The organism is Granulicella aggregans (assembly GCF_025685565.1).
In the GTDB taxonomy this organism is placed as follows: domain Bacteria; phylum Acidobacteriota; class Terriglobia; order Terriglobales; family Acidobacteriaceae; genus Edaphobacter; species Edaphobacter aggregans_B.
Map to the genome: position 1 here is coordinate 776,169 of NZ_JAGSYE010000002.1, position 19,360 is coordinate 795,528.

16 protein-coding genes are annotated in these 19,360 nt (G+C 60.0%); 7 read left to right on the plus strand and 9 right to left on the minus strand.

Going from position 1 to position 19,360, the window contains the following annotated elements:
* Window positions 1–29 precede the first annotated feature (29 nt).
* Complete coding sequence (locus OHL18_RS12915) at window positions 30–1,226, minus strand: type II secretion system F family protein (RefSeq protein WP_263375260.1); 1,197 nt, start codon at window positions 1,224–1,226, stop codon at window positions 30–32.
* 197 nt (window positions 1,227–1,423) lie between these two features.
* Between OHL18_RS12915 and OHL18_RS12920 the strand changes: the two genes are divergently transcribed.
* A complete protein-coding gene (locus OHL18_RS12920) occupies window positions 1,424–1,594 on the plus strand; it encodes a hypothetical protein (protein ID WP_263375261.1) in 171 nt (56 codons plus the stop codon).
* Window positions 1,595–1,694: 100 nt separating this feature from the next.
* Complete coding sequence (locus OHL18_RS12925; RefSeq protein WP_263375262.1) at window positions 1,695–2,798, plus strand: hypothetical protein; 1,104 nt, start codon at window positions 1,695–1,697, stop codon at window positions 2,796–2,798.
* 1 nt (window position 2,799) lies between these two features.
* On the opposite strand, the gene ispF is transcribed toward OHL18_RS12925, so the two are convergent.
* The 3 genes from ispF to OHL18_RS12940 are packed head-to-tail and all read right to left on the minus strand — an operon-like array spanning window position 2,800 to window position 4,830.
* Window positions 2,800–3,417, minus strand: a complete 618-nt coding sequence (gene ispF / locus OHL18_RS12930; RefSeq protein WP_263375263.1) for a 2-C-methyl-D-erythritol 2,4-cyclodiphosphate synthase — start codon at window positions 3,415–3,417, stop codon at window positions 2,800–2,802.
* Window positions 3,414–4,247 carry a 2-C-methyl-D-erythritol 4-phosphate cytidylyltransferase gene (ispD, locus tag OHL18_RS12935; protein WP_263375264.1) on the minus strand — a complete coding sequence of 278 codons (834 nt, stop codon included), beginning with the start codon at window positions 4,245–4,247 and terminating at the stop codon, window positions 3,414–3,416. Before ispD ends, ispF begins: the two co-directional genes overlap by 4 nt.
* A gap of 40 nt (window positions 4,248–4,287) precedes the next feature.
* Window positions 4,288–4,830 (minus strand): GNAT family N-acetyltransferase, encoded by a 543-nt coding sequence (locus OHL18_RS12940; RefSeq protein WP_263375265.1) that lies wholly within the window; start codon window positions 4,828–4,830, stop codon window positions 4,288–4,290.
* Window positions 4,831–5,036: 206 nt separating this feature from the next.
* Between OHL18_RS12940 and tilS the strand changes: the two genes are divergently transcribed.
* Window positions 5,037–6,089, plus strand: coding sequence for a tRNA lysidine(34) synthetase TilS (gene tilS / locus OHL18_RS12945; protein WP_263375266.1), 1,053 nt, complete (start codon window positions 5,037–5,039; stop codon window positions 6,087–6,089).
* A 363-nt stretch (window positions 6,090–6,452) separates the two neighbouring features.
* Window positions 6,453–8,375, plus strand: a complete 1,923-nt coding sequence (ftsH, locus tag OHL18_RS12950; protein WP_263375267.1) for an ATP-dependent zinc metalloprotease FtsH — start codon at window positions 6,453–6,455, stop codon at window positions 8,373–8,375.
* A gap of 79 nt (window positions 8,376–8,454) precedes the next feature.
* Here the strand turns inward: ftsH and OHL18_RS12955 are convergent, their stop codons facing one another.
* The 3 genes from OHL18_RS12955 to OHL18_RS12965 all read right to left on the minus strand — a co-directional run bounded on the left by OHL18_RS12955 (window position 8,455) and on the right by OHL18_RS12965 (window position 14,463).
* Window positions 8,455–9,339, minus strand: coding sequence for a manganese catalase family protein (locus tag OHL18_RS12955; RefSeq protein ID WP_263375268.1), 885 nt, complete (start codon window positions 9,337–9,339; stop codon window positions 8,455–8,457).
* 225 nt (window positions 9,340–9,564) lie between these two features.
* Window positions 9,565–10,239 (minus strand): phosphate signaling complex protein PhoU, encoded by a 675-nt coding sequence (phoU, locus tag OHL18_RS12960; protein ID WP_263375269.1) that lies wholly within the window; start codon window positions 10,237–10,239, stop codon window positions 9,565–9,567.
* Between the two features lie 93 nt (window positions 10,240–10,332).
* Complete coding sequence (locus OHL18_RS12965; RefSeq protein WP_317890491.1) at window positions 10,333–14,463, minus strand: sodium:solute symporter family transporter; 4,131 nt, start codon at window positions 14,461–14,463, stop codon at window positions 10,333–10,335.
* Between the two features lie 612 nt (window positions 14,464–15,075).
* Here OHL18_RS12965 and OHL18_RS12970 point away from each other — a divergent pair.
* The 3 genes from OHL18_RS12970 to OHL18_RS12980 are packed head-to-tail and all read left to right on the plus strand — an operon-like array spanning window position 15,076 to window position 18,123.
* The gene (locus OHL18_RS12970) at window positions 15,076–16,809 is read left to right on the plus strand and encodes a nitrite/sulfite reductase (protein WP_263375270.1); all 1,734 of its coding nucleotides are present in this window, start codon (window positions 15,076–15,078) and stop codon (window positions 16,807–16,809) included.
* Window positions 16,810–16,832: 23 nt separating this feature from the next.
* Window positions 16,833–17,408, plus strand: coding sequence for a hypothetical protein (locus OHL18_RS12975; RefSeq protein ID WP_263375271.1), 576 nt, complete (start codon window positions 16,833–16,835; stop codon window positions 17,406–17,408).
* Between the two features lie 4 nt (window positions 17,409–17,412).
* Window positions 17,413–18,123 (plus strand): RsmE family RNA methyltransferase, encoded by a 711-nt coding sequence (locus OHL18_RS12980; protein WP_263375272.1) that lies wholly within the window; start codon window positions 17,413–17,415, stop codon window positions 18,121–18,123.
* 133 nt (window positions 18,124–18,256) lie between these two features.
* On the opposite strand, the gene OHL18_RS12985 is transcribed toward OHL18_RS12980, so the two are convergent.
* Both OHL18_RS12985 and OHL18_RS12990 read right to left on the minus strand, forming a co-directional pair.
* Window positions 18,257–18,766, minus strand: a complete 510-nt coding sequence (locus tag OHL18_RS12985) for an SRPBCC family protein (RefSeq protein WP_263375273.1) — start codon at window positions 18,764–18,766, stop codon at window positions 18,257–18,259.
* The gene (locus OHL18_RS12990; RefSeq protein ID WP_263375274.1) at window positions 18,747–19,175 is read right to left on the minus strand and encodes an ArsR/SmtB family transcription factor; all 429 of its coding nucleotides are present in this window, start codon (window positions 19,173–19,175) and stop codon (window positions 18,747–18,749) included. Before OHL18_RS12990 ends, OHL18_RS12985 begins: the two co-directional genes overlap by 20 nt.
* Between the last annotated feature and the right edge of the window lie 185 nt (window positions 19,176–19,360).

Genomic DNA, 19,360 nt, shown 5'->3' on the forward strand with positions numbered 1-19,360 from the left:
CTGGAAGATCGAAGTTAGCGAACTGCGGCTTATTGCCCGCTGCCCGCGCTCAAGCTGAAGATCGGTAGATACAGCGCGATCAGAATGGTCACCACCACCAATCCCATGAAGATGAGGATCAACGGCTCGATCAGGCTCATCGCCGCGGTGAGGTTCGTCTGCACGTCTTCTTCGAAGAACTCCGCTACCGAGTTCAGCATCTGCGGCAGAGCTCCGGTCGACTCGCCCACCTCGATCATCTCGATCGCCAACTCAGGAAAAACCTTCGTTGCCATCAGACTCTCCGAGAGACCCTTGCCCTCCTGCACCGTAGCAACGGAGCGCGTCACGGCGATCGCGATCTGCTTCGAGTCGATGGACCGAGCAGCCGTCTCGAGCGAAGGCACCAGCGGCAGCCCTCCGGTGAGCAGCGTCGACAGCGTCCGCGAGAAGAGGCCCACCTGGTACTTGAGCCACACGTTCCCGATCACTGGCAGCCCAATACGAATCTTGTCGACGGTCGTCGCCCCGGCTTCCGTCTGAATCCAGCGGTAGCCCAGAAAACCGACCGTCACCACCACGATTGCAATGTAGATTCCGTAGCTCTGGGCGTACCGTCCCATGTCGAGCAGTAAGACCGTCAACGCCGGCAGCTTCGTCCCTAACTGGTCATACAGCTGCGCAAAACGGGGAACGACAAAGGTGATCAAAAAGATAAACAGCCCGATCACCATGAAGACCAGCAGCGCCGGATAGATGAGACTTGCCTTCAACTTCTTGCGAAACGTCAGCGAGACACGCTGGAAGTCGAGATACCGCTGCAAAACCTCTTCCAGGTTTCCCGACCGCTCACCCGCCAGTAGGGTCGTCGTGTACACCAGCGAAAAGCCGCCCTGCGCGTCAAACGCCTCGGAGATCGACTGCCCGGTCTTCACCCTGGCGCCGACGTCCTCCAACTGAGCGCGGAATGAAGGAATCTTTTGCCTCCGGGCAAGAAGCTCCAACGACCCCAGAATGGGCAGACCCGCCTTGATCAACGTAAGAAACTGCTGGTTGAAGACGAGGAACGTGTCGAGATTGACCTTCTTCTTCGAGCTGCCGCCCAGCACGTTGCGCGACTTCACCGAGTAGACGTAGTAGCCAGCCTGGGTGAATCGCGACCGCAGCTCATCCGCCGTCGCAGCCGAGTGCGTCTGCTCCTGAATCTTCCCTCGTTCATCCGCGAGCCTGATTACAAATTCAGTCAAACTGGTCCCCGATCTCCAACATCCGGCTTCGTCTCCATATTAGACGGGACGATGTCGATCGCGGGCATCCGATCGCGAAGCCATTTGCTTGGAGTTCGAAATCGGAGATTTGGCGAAGGAGATTTGGCGGTGTCTCGACAATTGCCATCGCCCGCACCCATCTCATATTCTCTGTAGGTCCCTGATCATCACTCCCTATGAATCCGTTTCAGTTTCTAGCCCGCGTCTTTATCGATGTCTTTGGCATCACCCACCCAAGCGAACGGGAGGAGCGGCGCGCAGCGTGGTTTATCTGCTCGCTGCTGGGCCTCGTCGTTTTGGGCATCGCCCTGATTTTTTTGTTCGTCTTTACCTACGCGCACCACTAAAGCAGCATGTCGCCTGCGTACATCCGCCGGTTACACTCTCGTCGGAGGCCATCTGCGTCGCCTGGGCCCGAACAGTTAGCTGATTTTTGCGGAGAAGTTCATGCCTACCGGCACGCCGGCTGCATCACAACCCGACCACAGGCACTCAGCGAGACCTGTGGATGCGAATCGACTGCGATCCGCAGTGGCGGCAAGGTCGGCGGCAGGGACTTTATCCATCCTGTTGGTGCAGGCGCTCAGCGCACGTACCGCCCTGGCAGCTTCCCTCGCGACAAATAAGCTCTACGGAGTGCGGCATGAGTTAGTCTGGCCGACTCTCTGCGGAACGGCGGGCATCGCGGTGTTTCTTATTCTCCACGCAGGGGTTCGCCTAACCCGCGCAGCTTTTGCCCGCAACTCGAATCGCAAAGGAAATGGCGCTGCCTCCGCCCCGTCCGTAGAACAGTTCGTGGAGGACGCACGGAAGCTCCACATCGATCCAGAGATAGCCCGCGAGACGTTTCAAAAGCTCGCCAGCCTGCTTACCCCGGAGACCTCGTTCGGCGTCCATGATGAGCTGCGTGGAGCTCTGCGCCTGTCGGAGCAGCAGATCGATTCCCTGCTTTCGGCGCTCGGTAATCGCTCCAGGCTGCCGGTGAGCTCTGCCTCAGCTCTCAGCGTCTACGATCTACTGCAATACGTTCAGACTTCGCCGAAATCGACATCAGGGCAGTTCTACCTGCGAAGCGGCGCAGCCGTTCAACCATCGATAACGTCGCCGGCATCTCCGCTGTCCGACCTGCAAAATGCCTCACCCCGGGACTCGCGCTTTCGTACCCGCGCCCACTTCTCGGGGGTCAAGCGCCGCGCCAGCGACTACAGCGGGCCCTACCGGCGCGCCACCGACAGGCTCCCCGAAGGCACCTATTCCGGGCCCCTGCGCCGTGCGTCGGATCGTCAGGATGCTGGTACGGGTCACGACTCGAGGCAGGATTCCAGAGTGGGCGATCGCAGGAGCTCGGAACGCCGAGCGGTCGTCTTGGAGGGAAACTCGGAGCCGGCAAAGCAGCATAGGGCGGTATCGGCAGATACCAGCCTGCTAAACCAGTGCCTCAACGTACCTAACGCGCAAACCCGAAGCGAGACGGAACTCGCCATTGCGCCGGCTTCTTCCAGGAATCGCGAAGGCAGGGTGCAACCCATTGCCACCCTGCAACGAGGCTGAGTCAGGTCAGATCGTCCGGATCGAACCCCGGCACCTTCCGTCCTAGTGCTGTCATATCGTGGCGGCTGCCGATCAGGCTTTCCACCACGCCGTCGATCTCCGCGTCCGATTCCGCCTCAGCCGTCATCCGCTCAAGGCCGTCCGACACGACGATGCTCTCGAGCAACACGGTTGCGTGTGCCACCGCGACGTGGTCCTGATTCAATCCTTCAGGAGTCTTCGCCTTGATGCCTACTTCGCTCGGCTTCAGGTGCAACAACTCAGCGACACGTTCGCGCAGTTCGCCAGCGATCGGGCCAATCTTCGGAGCGGCGAGTACCAACACGGTATCGATGTTCACGATGCGATAGCCCGCCATGGCGATCTCTTCCAATGCCGTCTCGAGGAAGATCGCCGAGTCGGCGTTCTTCCAGCGCGGATCGCTGGGCGGGAAGAAGCTTCCGATGTCTCCCGCCGAAACTGCACCCAGCAGGGCGTCGGTGATGGCGTGCAGCAGCACATCACCATCCGAGTGCCCGGCGAGTCCTTCGTGATGCTTAATCTTCAACCCGCCGATCACCAGCGGAACTCCCGCCTTGAAGGCGTGCGAGTCGAATCCGTAACCGATTCTCATGCTCATTCGTGCCTCGTTCCTGAACCAGTTCCCAGATAAAACTCCGCAAGTTCCAGGTCGCCGGGTTGCGTTACTTTGAAGTTCCGCGCCGATCCGGCGACGACCACCACCGGCACTCCGGCGCGTTCGAGCAGACTTGCCTCGTCGGTCCCCTGAAACTCGTCCGCAGAGGCCTCATCAAACGCCCGCTGCATGGTTGCAAAGCGCGCGCCTTGAGGTGTCTGCGCGTAGACGACGCGCTCGCGCGGGATCGTTGAACTTACCAGAGCGCCGTCTGCGGTGCGCTCCACCTGCTTGATCGTGTCCACCGCCGGGAGGCCTACGATCGCCGCGCCGTGCTTCAAGACAGCATCAATGGTGCGGTCGATCGTCGCCGGCTCGATCAGCGGCCTTACCGCGTCATGCACTAGGACCACGTCGTCCGCCGCAGCCTTATATTTGCCGCCAACTTCGGCCAGCGCCTTCGCCACAGAGTCCTGACGGCTGTCGCCTCCTTCCACTACGAAAATCCGGTCGGACTTCGGCATCTCTGCGTTATGGATCTGTTGCCGAACCCGATCCATCTCCTGCGCCTTCACCGCCACGTAGATCGCGTCGACACGTCCGACCGCGAGAAAAGCCTCAAGCGTGTGGATCAGGATCGGCTTGCCACCGATCGAAAGAAACTGTTTCGGCGCGGGAGAGGGCATCACGGCCACAGATGCCGAAGCCGCTATCGCCGGCACCACGTTCAGGGCGTCAGAACCGCTCGAAGTACCCGCAGCGACATGGCCGCCATGGCCCGAAGCCATCCGCGTGCCGAGGCCCGCCGCTGGAAGAATTACATGGACTCGCATAACCACCTAACTATAACAAGTTGCGGTGTCGTAAACCGGACTAGCTCGCCGTCTTGTCTGAGGCGCTCACGGTCTTGTCGCCCTTGCGCGGGTTGAAGAGCAGCATCATCTCGTTCGTCTGCTTGAATCCATACTTCTCATAGATCGGCTTGCCGAACTTCGAGGCATGCAGCGTCACCACTTCACATCCGCGCACCCGGGCCTCCTCGACACATCTTGCCAGTAGCGTCTTCGCCAGACCGCGACCACGAAACTCCGCCGCCGTATAGAAGTTCAGCAGGTACGCACGCACCGGCGCGGGGTCGAGAAAGTGCGGCGGAAACTCCATCAGCCACAGCCCCGCCCCGCCGACGACCACGCCGTCCTCGCTGGCGAGCCAGCCGATGTAGCGGTCCTCGGCGATCTTGGTCCGCACCCAGGGCACGAACGCCTGCTCCATCGCCGCCATCACTTCGTCGTCGGGCTGCCCGGCATCCAGGAACATCTGCCGGCGCTGCTGCCCGATCAACTGCGCATCCCCCGGGGTTGCCAACCGTATCTCGAACATCGCTGGAGTATAGCTGTCGGTTCCCAGCTCGAACACCCCCACCGCGGCGTACAGATGCGTATAGTTACAGTTAGCACTGGATGCTGAACGGTGATAGGCGTGCGCCCGAAGGCCTCTTTGCGTTCGCAGATTGGCATGGCATTCAGCTTGTCCAGTGCGAATTCTCCGTAAGATTGGACGCCACAGGCCTCCCGCAGGGTCGAGACATCTGGACTCTGACTCCCCCACGTAAACTCGTACCAATGCTTCCCTTCTCCCGCGAACACCTCCGTCCCGGCGACCGCCTCTGCGCCGCTGTCTCCGGCGGAGCGGACTCCGTTGCCCTCCTGCTTGCTCTGCACGCCGCAAATCGTCAGCACAAAGACGCTCTCGGGGCCGTGCTCTCCGCCGTCCACGTCCACCACAACCTTCGTGGCGATGAAGCCGACGCCGACGCAACCTTCGTCGCCGATCTCTGCGCCCGCCTCGAAGTCCCGCTGCACCGCATCGAAGTCGACGTACCCGAGCATATCGCTAGCACTGGCGAGACGCTCGAAGAGGCCGCCCGAAACCTCCGCTACGCCGCCTTCCACGAGCTCCTGTCCACCGGGCAGGCTGACGCGATCCTCACCGCCCACACCCTCGACGATCAGGCCGAGACCGTTCTGATGAAGCTACTCCGCGGCGCGTGGACCGACGGCCTGAGCGCCATCCATCCTGTTCTTGTCCCAGATAAGCCCAAAACGGGACAGATTATCCGTCCCCTCCTCGCTACCCGCCGTTCGCAAATCGAAACCTATCTCCACGAGCACAACCAGCCCTGGCGTGAGGACTCCTCGAACGCCGACACCCACCACACCCGCAACCGCGTTCGCCACGAGTTAATGCCGCTCCTCCGCACCTTCAACCCTAATCTCGACCAGGCTCTTGCGAACATCGCCGAGCTAGCCCGCGAAGAGGAGTCGCGCTGGCAGACGGAACTCGCACGGCTGCTCCCGCAGCTTCTTCTTCCCGGCAAGCCCGTTCGCGGCGGAGGCCGCGCCGTCAGCACAAATCCTGCGGATTCTGCGCTTTCCATCGAGATCGAGCGCCTCCGCGCCTTCGATCCGGCCTTACGCCGCCGCGTTCTGCGCGCCGCCGCACGGCAGCTTGGCGTAAGGCTCTCCTTTGAGGAGACCGCCCGACTTCTGGCCCTATGCGGACTCCAGCCGCACCCAACGGTAACGTCACGAAGCGGTGCAGTGCTGCAACTTTCGAACCAGCTTAGGGCCGAGCGGTCGATCCGCGAAATTCGCCTCTCCCGCTACTTTGCCTAGTCTGGCAAGGGAAATCTCACGGAATGGCTCGAAACGTGTCAACTCTTCCTCGCAGCGCCGGAGTTCACCCCGAGGCCGCCCGGCAACTTCCGCAAAACCAGCCGCGCGAAACTAGCGTTCTCAAGAGTAGAATTGTGAGCAATTGGGATGCACGGCCTTGGTGGGACGAAACTCATCTCACCTGTTCCCTGAACCGTTGTGCATAAAGTGTCGTCTAATGGATAGCTGTCCAGACTTCCGCAACTCTATCGGCCTCCCCTGCAGGATAAGACACCGATAGACTTCGGCTACTGGGCTCCTAAAGAAGCCGGACATAATTCTTCCGGCCGGGATCAGCCGAAGCAGGAAAACGAGGAAATGCGCTTGAACTCAACCGTTAAACAAATTCTCATCTGGGTCTTCATGATCGCCTGCCTGATCTGCCTGTGGCAGTTCGTGGTCAAAGGCACGGGCATGGGACAGGATCACTCGATCAGCCTGTCGCAATTCTTGAATGATGCCAGCACCGGCAAGGTCAAGGACGTGGTCGTGAACGGCGCTGAGGTCACGGGCCATTATCAGGACGACCCCAAGAACCAGTTCCGCACCACCATCCCGGGCAACTATCCGGACATGTACAAGACCCTGCAGGAGCATGGCGTCTCGGTCACGATCAAGGACCAGAACTCCAATCAGTGGATCAGTCTGCTGATCTCGATTGCGCCGTTCGCGCTGCTGCTCGGCCTATGGTTCTTCCTGCTGCGCCAGATGCAGTCCGGCGGCAACAAGGCAATGAGCTTTGGCAAGAGCCGCGCCCGTCTGCTCTCCATGCAGCAGAAGAAGATCACCTTCAAGGATGTCGCTGGGGTTGATGAGGCCAAGGAAGAGCTGAAGGAGATCATCGAGTTCCTTCGCGAGGCCCAGAAGTTCCAGCGCCTCGGCGGCCGTATCCCCAAGGGCGTGCTGCTCGTCGGACCTCCCGGCACCGGGAAGACTTTGCTCGCACGCGCTGTCGCTGGCGAGGCCAATGTTCCCTTCTTCTCCATCTCCGGTTCGGACTTCGTAGAGATGTTTGTCGGCGTCGGCGCAAGCCGCGTTCGCGACCTCTTTGAACAGGGCAAGAAGAACGCTCCCTGCATCATCTTCATCGATGAGATCGACGCTGTTGGCCGTCATCGTGGCGCAGGCCTCGGCGGCGGACACGACGAGCGTGAGCAGACCCTGAACCAGCTTCTGGTCGAGATGGACGGCTTCGAAGCGAACGATGGTGTCATCCTCATCGCCGCGACCAACCGCCCTGACGTGCTCGATCCGGCGCTTCTCCGCCCCGGCCGTTTCGACCGACGCGTCGTCGTCGATCGCCCCGACATCCGTGGCCGCGAAGAGGTCCTTCGCGTTCATTCAAAGAAAGTCCCGATGGCCGAGGACGTCAACCTCAATCAGCTCGCTCGTGGGACACCGGGATTCTCCGGCGCCGACCTTGCGAACATGGTGAACGAGGCTGCCCTCACCGCCGCCCGCTTCAACCGCAAGGCTGTACACATGTACGACTTTGAAGTGGCCAAGGACAAGGTGCTGATGGGCGCGGAGCGCAAGTCCATGCTGCGCAGCCCTGAAGAGCTGAAGACCACCGCGTACCACGAGGCCGGTCACACCCTCGTCGCCGCGCTGCGCGATCACTCCGATCCTCTGCACAAGGTCACAATCATCCCTCGCGGAATGGCGTTGGGCGTCACCGTCTATCTGCCCGATGGCGACAATCACACCGTCTCCAAGGACTATCTCGAGACTCGCCTCGCCATGATGATGGGCGGACGCGTTGCGGAAGAGATCTTCCTGAAGCAGATGACCACCGGAGCTGGCAGCGATATCGAGCGCGCTACGTCGCTCGCTCGCGCCATGGTCTGCGAGTACGGCATGTCGGCTCTTGGGCCGATGACCTTCGGCAAGAAGGAACAGGAGGTCTTCCTGGGTCGCGAGATCGGCCAGTCCCGCGACTTCTCCGACGACACCGCCAAGCAGATCGACGTCGAGGTTCGCCGCTTCGTCGACGAGGCTTACGCGTCGGCCTACAGCATCCTCGACAACAACCACGACATCATGCACCGTATGTCGGCTGCCCTGCTCGAGCGCGAGACGCTCGACGCGGCGGAGATCAAGCTAATCATCGAAGGCAAGGAACTTCCCGAGGCGCGGTCCCCGCTCTCTCAGGTTGGCCCTGGCCCCGGTGGCGACGTCCAGAAGATCCTCAAGCCCGAAGGCGGTCGCAAGCCTGGCTTTGGCGACAGCCAGCCCAGCCCGGCGTAAACCGAGCACGCTTTCTAAGACGCACGCGAAAGAGGCAGCCACACGGGCTGCCTCTTTCGTTTGCACCGACATCATGTTGCTAACGTGTAACCAACTCTTCCACGCTCTCCTTATGATGAACCTTGCCATTGGAACCCTTCAGCTTTGAACTCAGTTTGCTAGGGCCTACTGACGTCGTTGCCTTTTGCGCATCATCCTGCTTGCCGCGCTCTTCGCCATCAATCTTTCCGTTTACGTCGCCTACAGAGAGCCCCTTGCCGCCAGCGATTTGCGACTCCACGACGTGAAGTCCATGCGCGGTCGTCCACGGCCCACGCATGTCCGTGTCACCTTCGCTACCGTCGCCCGTCGAGCCGTTGAAATACTCGTCCACAAGTCCTGGCGTCGGCTTCAGCATTCCGATTGAGAATGGGCTCTTCTCCAAGCTCTCAAGCGCCGCGGAGAACGCCTTCATATGCGTGATCTCGCGGGTCATCAGGAACTGCAGTGTGTCGATCGAACCCGGATCGTCAGTATGGTCGATCAACCGTTCATAGACGATTTTGGCGCGGGCCTCGGCTGCGATATTGCTTCGCAGGTCGACATCCAGCTCGCCGGTGATCTGTAGATAGTCAGAGGTCCACGCATTGCCCATCGAGTCGAAGATGCCGACTCCACCGCCGCCAGCAATCGTCACCAGCGGATCGGCCTCGGCCGCCTCGCGATCGGTCTTGAGAGGCGCAAGGTGCATCCGGATCAGAGCGCCAACTACTTCCAGGTGGCTCAGCTCCTCCGTACCGATGTCGAGCAGGAGGTCGCGCCGGCCGAGATCGTCGACGCAGTTCCAACCCTGCACGGTGTATTGCATCGCTGCGGCGAGTTCACCGTTCGCTCCGCCAAACTGCTCCAGCAGCATCTTGCCGAACCTCGGGTCCGGCGTTCCAATATTTACGGTGTACATGAGTTTCTTAATGTGGTGATACATAGGGAGGGCTCCATCGACTCTGGCAGAAGATCTTGCTGTTCAGGGATCGCAAGCATAGCGGGCGCACTCCCAGGGTTGGGGGCATCTTCACGCTATCCTCGCCGCTGACGCTTGCTGCGTACGCGCACACTCCCTAAGGATGCAGACAGCGCACATAGTGCCGCCTCTGTATCCCACGAATAAAGCAAGCTATTTTGTTCTTTCCCTGGCGTCGAAGGGGTGCGACTAATCTGCCTCGCTCAGCGACAGCTTGTGTCGCACATCCGACCCACGCACCCAGAAGATTACATCTTCCGCAATATTGGTCGCATGGTCTGCGGCCCGCTCCAGGTTCCGTGAAATCAGGATCGCGTTCAACGCTTGCTCGCTCACCAGCGCATGCTGCTGCATCACGCCGATCAGCTCCGTCTGCACCGAGCGGTTCATCTCGTCAACCTCATCATCCATGGCGAGCACAGACTCCGCCAGCTTCGCATCCGCTTCAAGCAGAGCCTGAATGGCAGTGCGGATCATGACGCCCACCTTCCCACCCATCTCCTGGATGTCTACCGGCAGAGAGATTTGCGGCGCGTCTCGCAACGACTTCGCACGCTGGGCTATATTCGCCGACTGATCGCCGATGCGCTCGAGATCGCTGTTGATCTTGATGACGGACAGGATGAAGCGAAGATCGATCGCCATCGGCTGTTCCTTCGCGAGCAGGTCGTAGGCCATGTCGTCCACCGACGTCTCAGCGGCGTTAATCGCCGCTTCGATCTCCAGCACATGATCGCAGAGAGCCATATCGCCGGCCAGGTAGGCCTCCACCGAGAACTCCAATGCCTGCTGAGACAACGCTGCCATAGCGAGCAGCTTGTCCTTCAGAGCAACCAACTGCTGTTGAAAATTGATCCGCGGCAAGCCAGCCTCCTCACTTCTTCGATTCAATGCAATTGCTTATTGTCACCTAAAATCCGAGAACTGCATATGAATCGGGGCGAAACAGGCGCTGCGTTACTTATAGATGAGGTACTTCTCGCGCTTCGCCTTGAACTCCGCGAGCCCCGCCGCCCATCCTGCCGCGATCTTGCGCGGATCAACTCCCTTTTCCAGGCCATCCATCGTCGCGTCATTCACAATCAATGCCGAGGTCTTCGCCATCTTGAACTGCTCTGGATAGAGCTTGTGTAGCGCCGCGATCAGCTCAACTCCAAGCTCCACCGCATCCAGCGCCTTGCGGTCCTCCGCCACCATCGCGACGCCTTCGATCTCCTGCCCGTGGAACGGGTAATGGTTCTCATCATCGGCCACCGCAAACTTCGTCGCCGTAAACCGCACCCCGGGAATCTTCCTCGCAGTCAGATACGCCGCCAGCTCGGGACCCTTGATCCACGCGGCCCCAATGTGCTCAAACGGAGCATCCGTCCCGCGGCCCACAGACACATTCGTCAAATCGAACAATCCCACTCCGGGATACAGAGCCGCTGCAGCAACCGACCGCAGATTCGGGCTCGGATTCACCCATTTCAGCATCGTCTCATCGAAGTACTCGCTGCGACGCCATCCCTCTATGGGAACCACCGTCACCTTCGCTCCAAGGTGGTCTTCTCCATTGAACATCTGCGCCAGTTCGCCCAGTGTCATCCCCAGTCGCACGGGCTCCGGCCGGTAGTTGATGTACGCCTCCTTGCCCGCATCGGAGACCGGCCCCTGCACCAGATCGCCACCCACGATGTCCGGCCGGTCGAGCACGAAGACCGGCGTCCCAGCCTTGCCTGCAGCCTCCAGGAAGTACCCCATGACAGATTCATACGTATAGAAGCGAACCCCGGCATCCTGCAGATCGATCACCACGGCATCCAGCTTGGCGAGGTCTTCAACTTTTGGCCGCTTGTCGGAGCTCTTCGGCCCATAGAGGCTGATGACCGGAACGCCGCTCGCTGCATCCACGCCGCTCTTGAGATCGAAAGAATCCTTTGCGCCAGCGATGCCATGCTCGGGCGAGAAGAGCATCGTCAACTCCACTCCAGGTGTGGCCTTCAATACATCGATGGTTCGCCGCCCGGCTGCATCGAGCCCCGTCTGATTCGTCAGCAAACCGAGCCGCAGATGCCCGTCCTTCGTTGCAGCCTTCAGTGCCGCGAAGTTTGTCTTCTCCAGTACATCGATGCCAGTGAGAACTTTCGCAGCACTACCCTTGCCGTCGTTCGCCGCAGACGGAGGAGCCGCTGGTGTCACCACCCCGAGTGCCCGCGCAGCCGCAGTGGCCACCTGGCCACGCAGCCCTGAGATCGGCGCTCCTCCGCGCGGATGAATCGCATTCGCCAGCAGAATCACATAGCTATCGCTCGCTGGATCCATCCAAAGGCTCGTCCCGGTAAAGCCCGTATGTCCGAAGCTGCCAATGGGGTAGATCTCACCCCGAGGTCGCGAGAACGCCGTGTTGATGTCCCATCCGAAACCGCGCACCGCGATGCCCTTGGTTGGCTTGCCGTCCGCAGTGAACACCGTCGCTCCAGACTCCGCAGTCGAAGGCTGCTCCGGCGAAGTCATCAGCTTCAACGTCGACTGTTTGAGCGGAAACGGCCCATGGTTGTGGAGCAATTTTTCGAGTAACGCCTGTGCAAAGAGACTCATATCCGCTGCGTCAGAAAATACCCCAGCCTGCCCCGCAACCCCGCCCATGCGTCGCGTCGTTGGATCATGCACAACGGATCGCAACAACTCGTCAAAGTCGGGATTCGTCTTTGCGTCGCCCTCATTGTCGTGCGCCGTTGGCGCAATCTCCGGCATCCATCCTGCGGGCGGCAAAAACCTTGTATGCGTCATCCCCAACGGCTGGAAGATATGCCTCGACGCATACCCATCCAGCGTTTCGCCGCTCAACTTCTCCACCAGCGCACCCAGCACGATGAAGTTGATATCCGAGTACTCAAAGTGCGTTCCCGGCAGAGCTACCAGCGGCGAAGCGAACGCGCGCTTATATCCTTCCGCCTTATCGGGAACAGCTAAGCCCCAGGCATCCTTCAAATCCACATCCGGCGGCAGCCCGGAGTAGTGCGTCAGCAACTCGCGAATCGTGACATGCTCTTTCCCATTCACCGCGAACTCCGGGAGGTACTTCGCGACCGAATCGTCGAACTCAAATTTGTGGTCCTCGTAGAGTTGCATCATCGCCGTAGCCGTCGCAAGACACTTCGTCAGCGATGCCATATCGAAGATGGTGTCTTCGGTCATGGGCTCCGCCGGCGAAGCCTTGCCGTCGAGCCCCGGTTCGCCCGCCAGTTTGCGATCGCCGTATGCCTGCTCGAAGACGACCTTGCCGTTCTGCCCAACGAGGACGACTGCTCCCGGCAGTTTCTTCGCGGCGATGGCATCGTCGATCAGGTTGCTGATTGGGGTGAAGTCGGGCGTAGTAGTGGAAAGGGCGTGAGCCGATGTGGCAGGGCGTTGAGCGTCGGGGTCCTTCGACTGCGCGCCGCAGGAGCGCGACGCTCCGCTCAGGATGACGGCAAGTACGAAGAGAGCGGCGACCGCTTTTTGATGGCGTGTCTGCTTGCGGAAGATGAGGCTTGCCAATGATCCGACGACAAACGTCACTACCGATCCAATGAGCACGTACCAGGTAAAGGCAATGTGAGGGACAACAATCGGAGGCACGATGTAGGTATCAAAATACGTTCCATCAGGTCTAGCACCGCGGGTACCAAGCGCACCCCGATAGAGAACACTCCCTGGAAACTGCCACAGCGCCACATTGAGCGCGAACCCAACCACCATGCCCACAATCGCTCCCCTTTGCGTCGCATACTCGGTCACCGTGCCCAGTAGAAAGACCCCCAGCAGCGCCCCATACGCGACCGAGGCAATCGACAGCCCCACCTCCACCACATGTCCCTTGCCACCCACCTGCACGCTGTAGACCGCAATCGCAAACAGCACCAGCGCCCACATCACTGTCGACGCGCGCGAGACCATCACGCGTTCGCCGTCTGCTGCATCGGGCCGCCAGCGCATATAAAAGTCGACGACAGTCGTTGAGGAAAGCGAGTTCAGCGCCGCGCTGAGATTCGACATCGCCGCCGCCAGGATCGCCGCCACCATCAGGCCTGCAAAGCCAATCGGCATCTCGCGGACGATGTACGTAGGGAAGATGCGATCCGCGCTTGCGAACGCAGCAGGATGCAAGCCGTAGAAGACGTACAACCCGGTCCCGATAAGCAGGAAGAGCGTGAACTGCATGAAGATCACGACACCCGAGCCGAGCAGAGCCAACCGCGACTCACGCAGGTTCTTCGCCGCAAGCATGCGCTGCACCATCAGCTGGTCGGTCCCATGCGAGGCCATCGTCAGGAAGGTCCCTCCGACCACGCCAGCCCAGAAGGTATACGCCGTCGTCAGATTGAACGCGAAGTTGAAGAGGTGGAATTTGCCAGCCGCCCCGGCCACGCGATGAATCTCCGTCCAGCCTCCGGGCACGTGCTGGCCGAGCGTCAGGATCGCGACGATCGTCCCACCGACGTAGATGCCCATCTGGACGACGTCGGTCCAGATCACGGCGGCCATGCCGCCCTCAAACGTATACAGCAGTGTCAGCGCGGAGATGATGGCGATGGAGAGGACATCCTTCGTCCCAATCGCGATCCCTACCACAATCGACACAGCGAAGACGCGGACGCCTTCGGCTGCCGCACGCGTCAGCAGAAAGAGCAGCGCTGTCACCTTGTGCAGGGTGTGGCCAAAGCGATTGTCGATCAGCTGATAGGCGGTCATCATCTGGCCCTGAAAGTACTTCGGCAGAAAGATCAACGCCACGACGATGCGCCCGATCATGTAGCCGAACACCACTTGCAGGAAGCCGAAGTTCCCCGCGAAGGCGACGCCCGGTATCGAGATGATCGTCAGTGTACTTGTCTCGGCAGAGACGATGGAAAGCCCTATTGCCCACCAGGGAATTGTGTTGCCCGCGAGGAAGTAGTTTTTCAGCGAGCGATCTTTACCGCCGCGGAAGCGCAGGCCAAAGATCGTGATACCCACCAGATACAGTGCGACCAGAGTCAGATCGAGATTCGAAAGCCTCGCCCTGAGGGTCGTGGCACCTAGAGCATTCGGCAGCAAGAGAGCGGTGAAGGCCAATCGAATCAATACATAGTCTCCAGAGGTCGATCGTGCGACCGGATCCGAGATCGCGAGCCGGCTTCGAAGCAAACCGAGAAAAACCGTTCTTTTCAGCGACAGGAACGCATTCCTTGTGCGATGATCGGTCTCTCCCCGGATTTCAAACCAGAGGTTTGCTCTATGACTTGCTCACAGTGCTTCGGCAATGAGCTGCGTAGCTCCCGTCCGCGTTGGTACGAGTATATTCTGCGCCCACTGCAAATCCGCCCCTTCCGTTGCACGAGCTGCCTGCACCGTGCGCTTCACTTCTCTCGCGGCAGAAATCTGCCTTCGCCTACTGGAAGCGTGCGATAACACCAGTCCCAACCATCTGCCAACCCCTGTATCAGCTCAGTTCCATGCACTGTATGGGCTTGACGCATCTTTGCTTCGCCGTTAACCTTAAGAGGATGGCTCCTTTCCTTGTCATGCGCGCGACGACTTGTAGCAACTGTTGTTGCTGCCTCGCGCGCTGCACGCTCTGTACCGTCTCGTAGACACCTTCCCCCTTCAGTCCGAGCCAGAACAAAGCCCCAGCAGCCCACAGACCCTGTGGGCTTTTCTATTTTCCGCATATCGATAGATGTTCAAAGGATCCGCATGTCCGATACAACCCCTGAAGCAATCGTGTCCTCTCACAAGCCGGTCAAAGAGACCAAGGCCCAGAAGTCTGAACGGCTGAAACTCGCCAAGAATCCCTGGGACGCGTGGGACGAAGTGCGCCAGTTCGCGAAGGAGGGCCGCGACTCTGTGTTGCCGGAGTGGACCGGCCTTTACTTCAAGTGGTGGGGCGTTTACACGCAGGGCGACGGTCTTGGCGTGACCGGAGGCACCGCGGGCGAGGGCAAAGCGAGCGAGTACTTCATGATGCGGATTGGCATGCCCAACGGCATGCTGACCAGCAATCAACTCCGCGTCATCGCAGAACTGACGAAGAAGTACGCACGAAACCTGGCTGACATCACCACGCGGCAGAACATTCAGCTCCACTGGCTCACCATCGAGGCGCTGCCGGAGGTCGTCGATGCTCTGACCGCCGTCGGCCTCTCGCCCAAGGGTGCATGCGGCGATGTGGTCCGCAACGTGACGGGATGCCCGCTCGCGGGTCTGCACCACCATGAGCTGGTGGACGCCAGCCCGCTTGCGCTGGAAATAGCTCATAAGCTCACCGCGAATCCGGAGTTTTACAACCTTCCGCGCAAGTTCAAGATCTCCGTCACTGGCTGCCCGGAGTGGTGCTCTTACCCTGAGATCAACGACGTTGCCCTGACCGCGATCCAGCGCGGCGATGAGATTGGCTACACCTTGCGCGTGGGCGGTGGGCTTTCGACGGAGCCCCACATGGCCGTCCGCATCCCCGCCTTCATCAAGCAGGCAGAGGCGTATAACGTCGTCGAGGCGGTGGTCCGCATCTTCCGCGAGCAGCAGGACCTGCGCGAGAACCGCACCCGCGCGCGCATCAAGTACCTCTTCATGCGGCATGGCTGGACGGCGGAGTCGATGCTTGAGGCGATTGAGGAGAAGCTTGGCTACAAGCTCGACGCCGCACCTGCGACCGATGAGCACCTGCTCGACGATATCTATCGCGACCACATCGGCATCACGTCGCAGCGCCAGCCTGGACTCAGCTCCGTCGGCGCAAGCGTCCTCAACGGCCGCCTTAGCGGCGACCAGCTTGCGAAGCTGGCGGAGCTGTCCGACAAGTACGGCAACGGGCAACTCCGCGCGACGATCATGCAGAACATCCTCCTGGTGAACGTGCCCGACCGTGAGACGGCGGCACTGGTCATCGAGCTCAACTCGCTCGGGCTGCACGTCGATGTCTCGGCTTTCTGGCGGGGCGCTATCGCCTGCACCGGAACCGAGTTCTGCAAGCTGGCCATCGCGGAGACAAAGGGCTTCAGCAAGTGGCTGGTGTCGGAGATGGAAGACCGCTTGCCGGGATTTGACCAGCAGATCAAGCTCCACGTGACGGGATGCACGAACTCCTGCGGCCAGCACTGGATCGCCGATATTGGACTCGAGGGCAAGAAGATCAAGAAGGACGGCCAGACTGTCGATGCCTTCTACTTTTGCGTGGGTGGAGCGGTGGGCAAGTATGCCCGGCCAGCTCGCGCACTGGGCTACCGCGCCGCAGCGGATGAGGTTCCGGCAGCGATCGAACGGATGCTGCGCGCATACCTGCTAGCACGCACTGAAGGCGAGGACCTACGCGCTTACTTCGCACGCACCGATGACGACAGCCTTCGCGCTCAGCTTGCAGGGACGGTGATCGATCCCGTCGAGCGCGACGCTCCGCCGGTCGGTGCGGGACGGCACGCTCCGGGGGAGTAACGAGTTCGCGATATCCTTATTCCGTGGCTGACCTCACCTTCGCGCAAGCTCCCCGCCGTAACTATGCTGTCCCTGTCCTGATCGCGGTCTTGATTCTGAGTGCGGTTGCGGCGATGGGGTATAACCACTTCTCCGGCCGCACGGTGAAGACCTCGATCGCTCACACCGAAGTGTTTCCGATCCGCGTGGTGATGAAGGAGCAGCAGCCACAAGGCTTCAAGGTGCTCTCGGATAAGCCGGTCTCGCATGACGAGGGCATCTACGTCTTAGCGACGGTCCATATTGAGAACCATCTGGCCGACCCACTGTTCCTTAAGGATTTTCACGCTGTTCTTGATACGGACAATGGACAGCTCAGCACCAGCGCGATCGAGCAAGCTGATCTTCCTGCCGTGACCGACGCATTCCCGGAGCTGAAGCCGAAGCTCGCGACTCCGCTGCTGCGCGAGAGCTCAGTTCCGGTGGGTAAGACGTCGGACGGTGTGGTGGTGCTGCAGTTCCCTATCACGCAGGCTATGTGGGACGCGCGCAAGTCTGCGGTACTGACCATCGATCTTTACCACCAGGATTCGATCACCGTGACGATCCCCAAGCCATAAACGTATGAGACGCCGATTTATCGCCGATACCTGGACCGACACAACCGCTGCGCTCACCGGCGACCAGGCGGTGCATCTTGCGCGCGTGCTGCGGGCCGAGCCGGGGCAGATCTACGACATTGTTGCGAACGGATTTCTCCATCGGGCCGAGATTGCCCGGGTTTCCCCTGACGAGGTCCTATTTACGCTGCACGAGGAGTTAGAGGCGAATGCGGCGCTCCCACTGCATCTGCTGCTGGCTATCTTCAAGTTCGACCACTTTGAGTGGGCGGTCGAAAAGGCGACAGAGTTGGGGGTAGGCAGCATTACGCCCGTGCTGGCCCGACGGACGGAGAAGCACCTTGCCCAGGCCGCCGCGAAGCGCGTGGAGCGGTGGCGGCGGATTGCGCTGGAGGCGGCGAAGCAGTCGCGGCGGACAGACATCCCTGCGATTGCCGATCCGATCCCGTTGAAGCTGGCGCTGGAGCAGGAGCCTGCGGCGACGCGGATTCTGCTGAGTGAGACGGAGCAGGAGGTGCCCCTGAGTGCCGCACTGCAGTCCTCTTCTGCGGGCGAACTGGCGCTGGCGATTGGCCCCGAAGGTGGCTGGACTCCGGAGGAGATGGCGCTTTTTACGACGCACGCGTGGCAGCATGTGACGCTTGGGCCGAGGATTCTTCGCGCCGAGACGGCGGCAATCGCGGCCATTGCAATTTCTTCGACGCACTTCTTGTAGTCGCGGTGAGCTAGCTTGCGACGTTCGGCCACGCGACTCGTTGGATAAGCGGCGAGAGGTCCGATCTCATAAAGCCTCCACCGCCACCCAAAGCTGTATTTCGCGCACGACGATCGTCAACACTTCAACGTCTTTATCTCGCCTGCACAAGCTCCGCAACAACCGCAGCGACTTTATCGAGTATCTGGATCCAGCCCTCCATTTGACCGCTATTCTTGGCGCTCTCCATGGGTTCATTTCCGATGAAGGTGAGCTTCGTCTGACCGTTCCCTAGATCCTCAAAAAGGGTCACGTCGTAGGCGCCGTCTACGGCCTCATGCTCGATTCCCAATTGCGCAGGGTCAATCTTGTTTCCCTTCGAGTCTGAGAAGTACATGGAGGAGACGATCTTCTCGTAGGGAACAATCTCGTGGTACTCCGCCGCATTCCAGAACTCCTGCCCGTCCGGCGCCCTCATGCAGCAGAGAAATTTTCCTCCAACACGAAAATCCATCTCGCAAACGGGCGCGGTAAAGCCCTTCGGCCCCCACCACTGCATCACGTACTTCGGGTCTGTCCACGCCTTCCAAACCAGCTCGCGTGGGGCATCAAAAATTCTTGTAACGACCATCCGCTCAACTTCGCTAACCGTGTTTTCCATCATTTCGAACCTCCTCTTTCTTCATTTGATTTACAACTACTTCCAGCTTGTCGAAGCTCTCTTCCCAGAACCGGCGATAGCTCATCGCCCAGTCGCTGACTGTCTTGATCGCCTCTGGCCTAAGCGTGCATACGCTCTCCCGTCCACGCTTCGTCTTGATCACAATCCGCGCCCGCACCAGATAGGCGATATGTTTTGAAATCATCTGCTGAGAAAGTGCAAACGGTTCCGTCAATCCATGAACAGAGGCAGGCCCATGCGAGAGTCGCTGAACCATCGCCCGCCGGGTTGGATCAGACAAAGCAGCAAATGTTGTACCCAAGTTATCCACAACCATATGGTTGTGGATTGTCGAATAGATGTCAAGTGCGAGATTTGCGATTCGTGATTTCTGTCCGAGCGTCTTACCCAAAACCTACGCGGTGAGTGGCAAATCGCCAATGCACCCAGCGAGCCTGCATAACGACTTTCACTTCCCGCGAAGTCAGAGTGATCGTAGGCAGTGCATCCTTGATGCGATCCGGAGCCCGAATTCTGGGACTATCTGGATACAGGAAACAAGAGCGAACTCATCCCACTCGCTGGCGAGTGGGAGCA

What these genes read in the sequence shown, in the direction of transcription:
- OHL18_RS12920 (WP_263375261.1), top strand. Translation starts at nt 1,424, where the DNA reads ATGAATCCGTTTCAGTTTCTAGCCCGCGTCTTTATCGATGTCTTTGGC.
- OHL18_RS12925 (WP_263375262.1), top strand. Translation starts at nt 1,695, where the DNA reads ATGCCTACCGGCACGCCGGCTGCATCACAACCCGACCACAGGCACTCA.
- ispF (WP_263375263.1), bottom strand. Translation starts at nt 3,417, where the DNA reads ATGAGCATGAGAATCGGTTACGGATTCGACTCGCACGCCTTCAAGGCG.
- ispD (WP_263375264.1), bottom strand. Translation starts at nt 4,247, where the DNA reads ATGCGAGTCCATGTAATTCTTCCAGCGGCGGGCCTCGGCACGCGGATG.
- tilS (WP_263375266.1), top strand. Translation starts at nt 5,037, where the DNA reads ATGCTTCCCTTCTCCCGCGAACACCTCCGTCCCGGCGACCGCCTCTGC.
- OHL18_RS12955 (WP_263375268.1), bottom strand. Translation starts at nt 9,339, where the DNA reads ATGTATCACCACATTAAGAAACTCATGTACACCGTAAATATTGGAACG.
- OHL18_RS12970 (WP_263375270.1), top strand. Translation starts at nt 15,076, where the DNA reads ATGTCCGATACAACCCCTGAAGCAATCGTGTCCTCTCACAAGCCGGTC.
- OHL18_RS12980 (WP_263375272.1), top strand. Translation starts at nt 17,413, where the DNA reads ATGAGACGCCGATTTATCGCCGATACCTGGACCGACACAACCGCTGCG.
- OHL18_RS12985 (WP_263375273.1), bottom strand. Translation starts at nt 18,766, where the DNA reads ATGATGGAAAACACGGTTAGCGAAGTTGAGCGGATGGTCGTTACAAGA.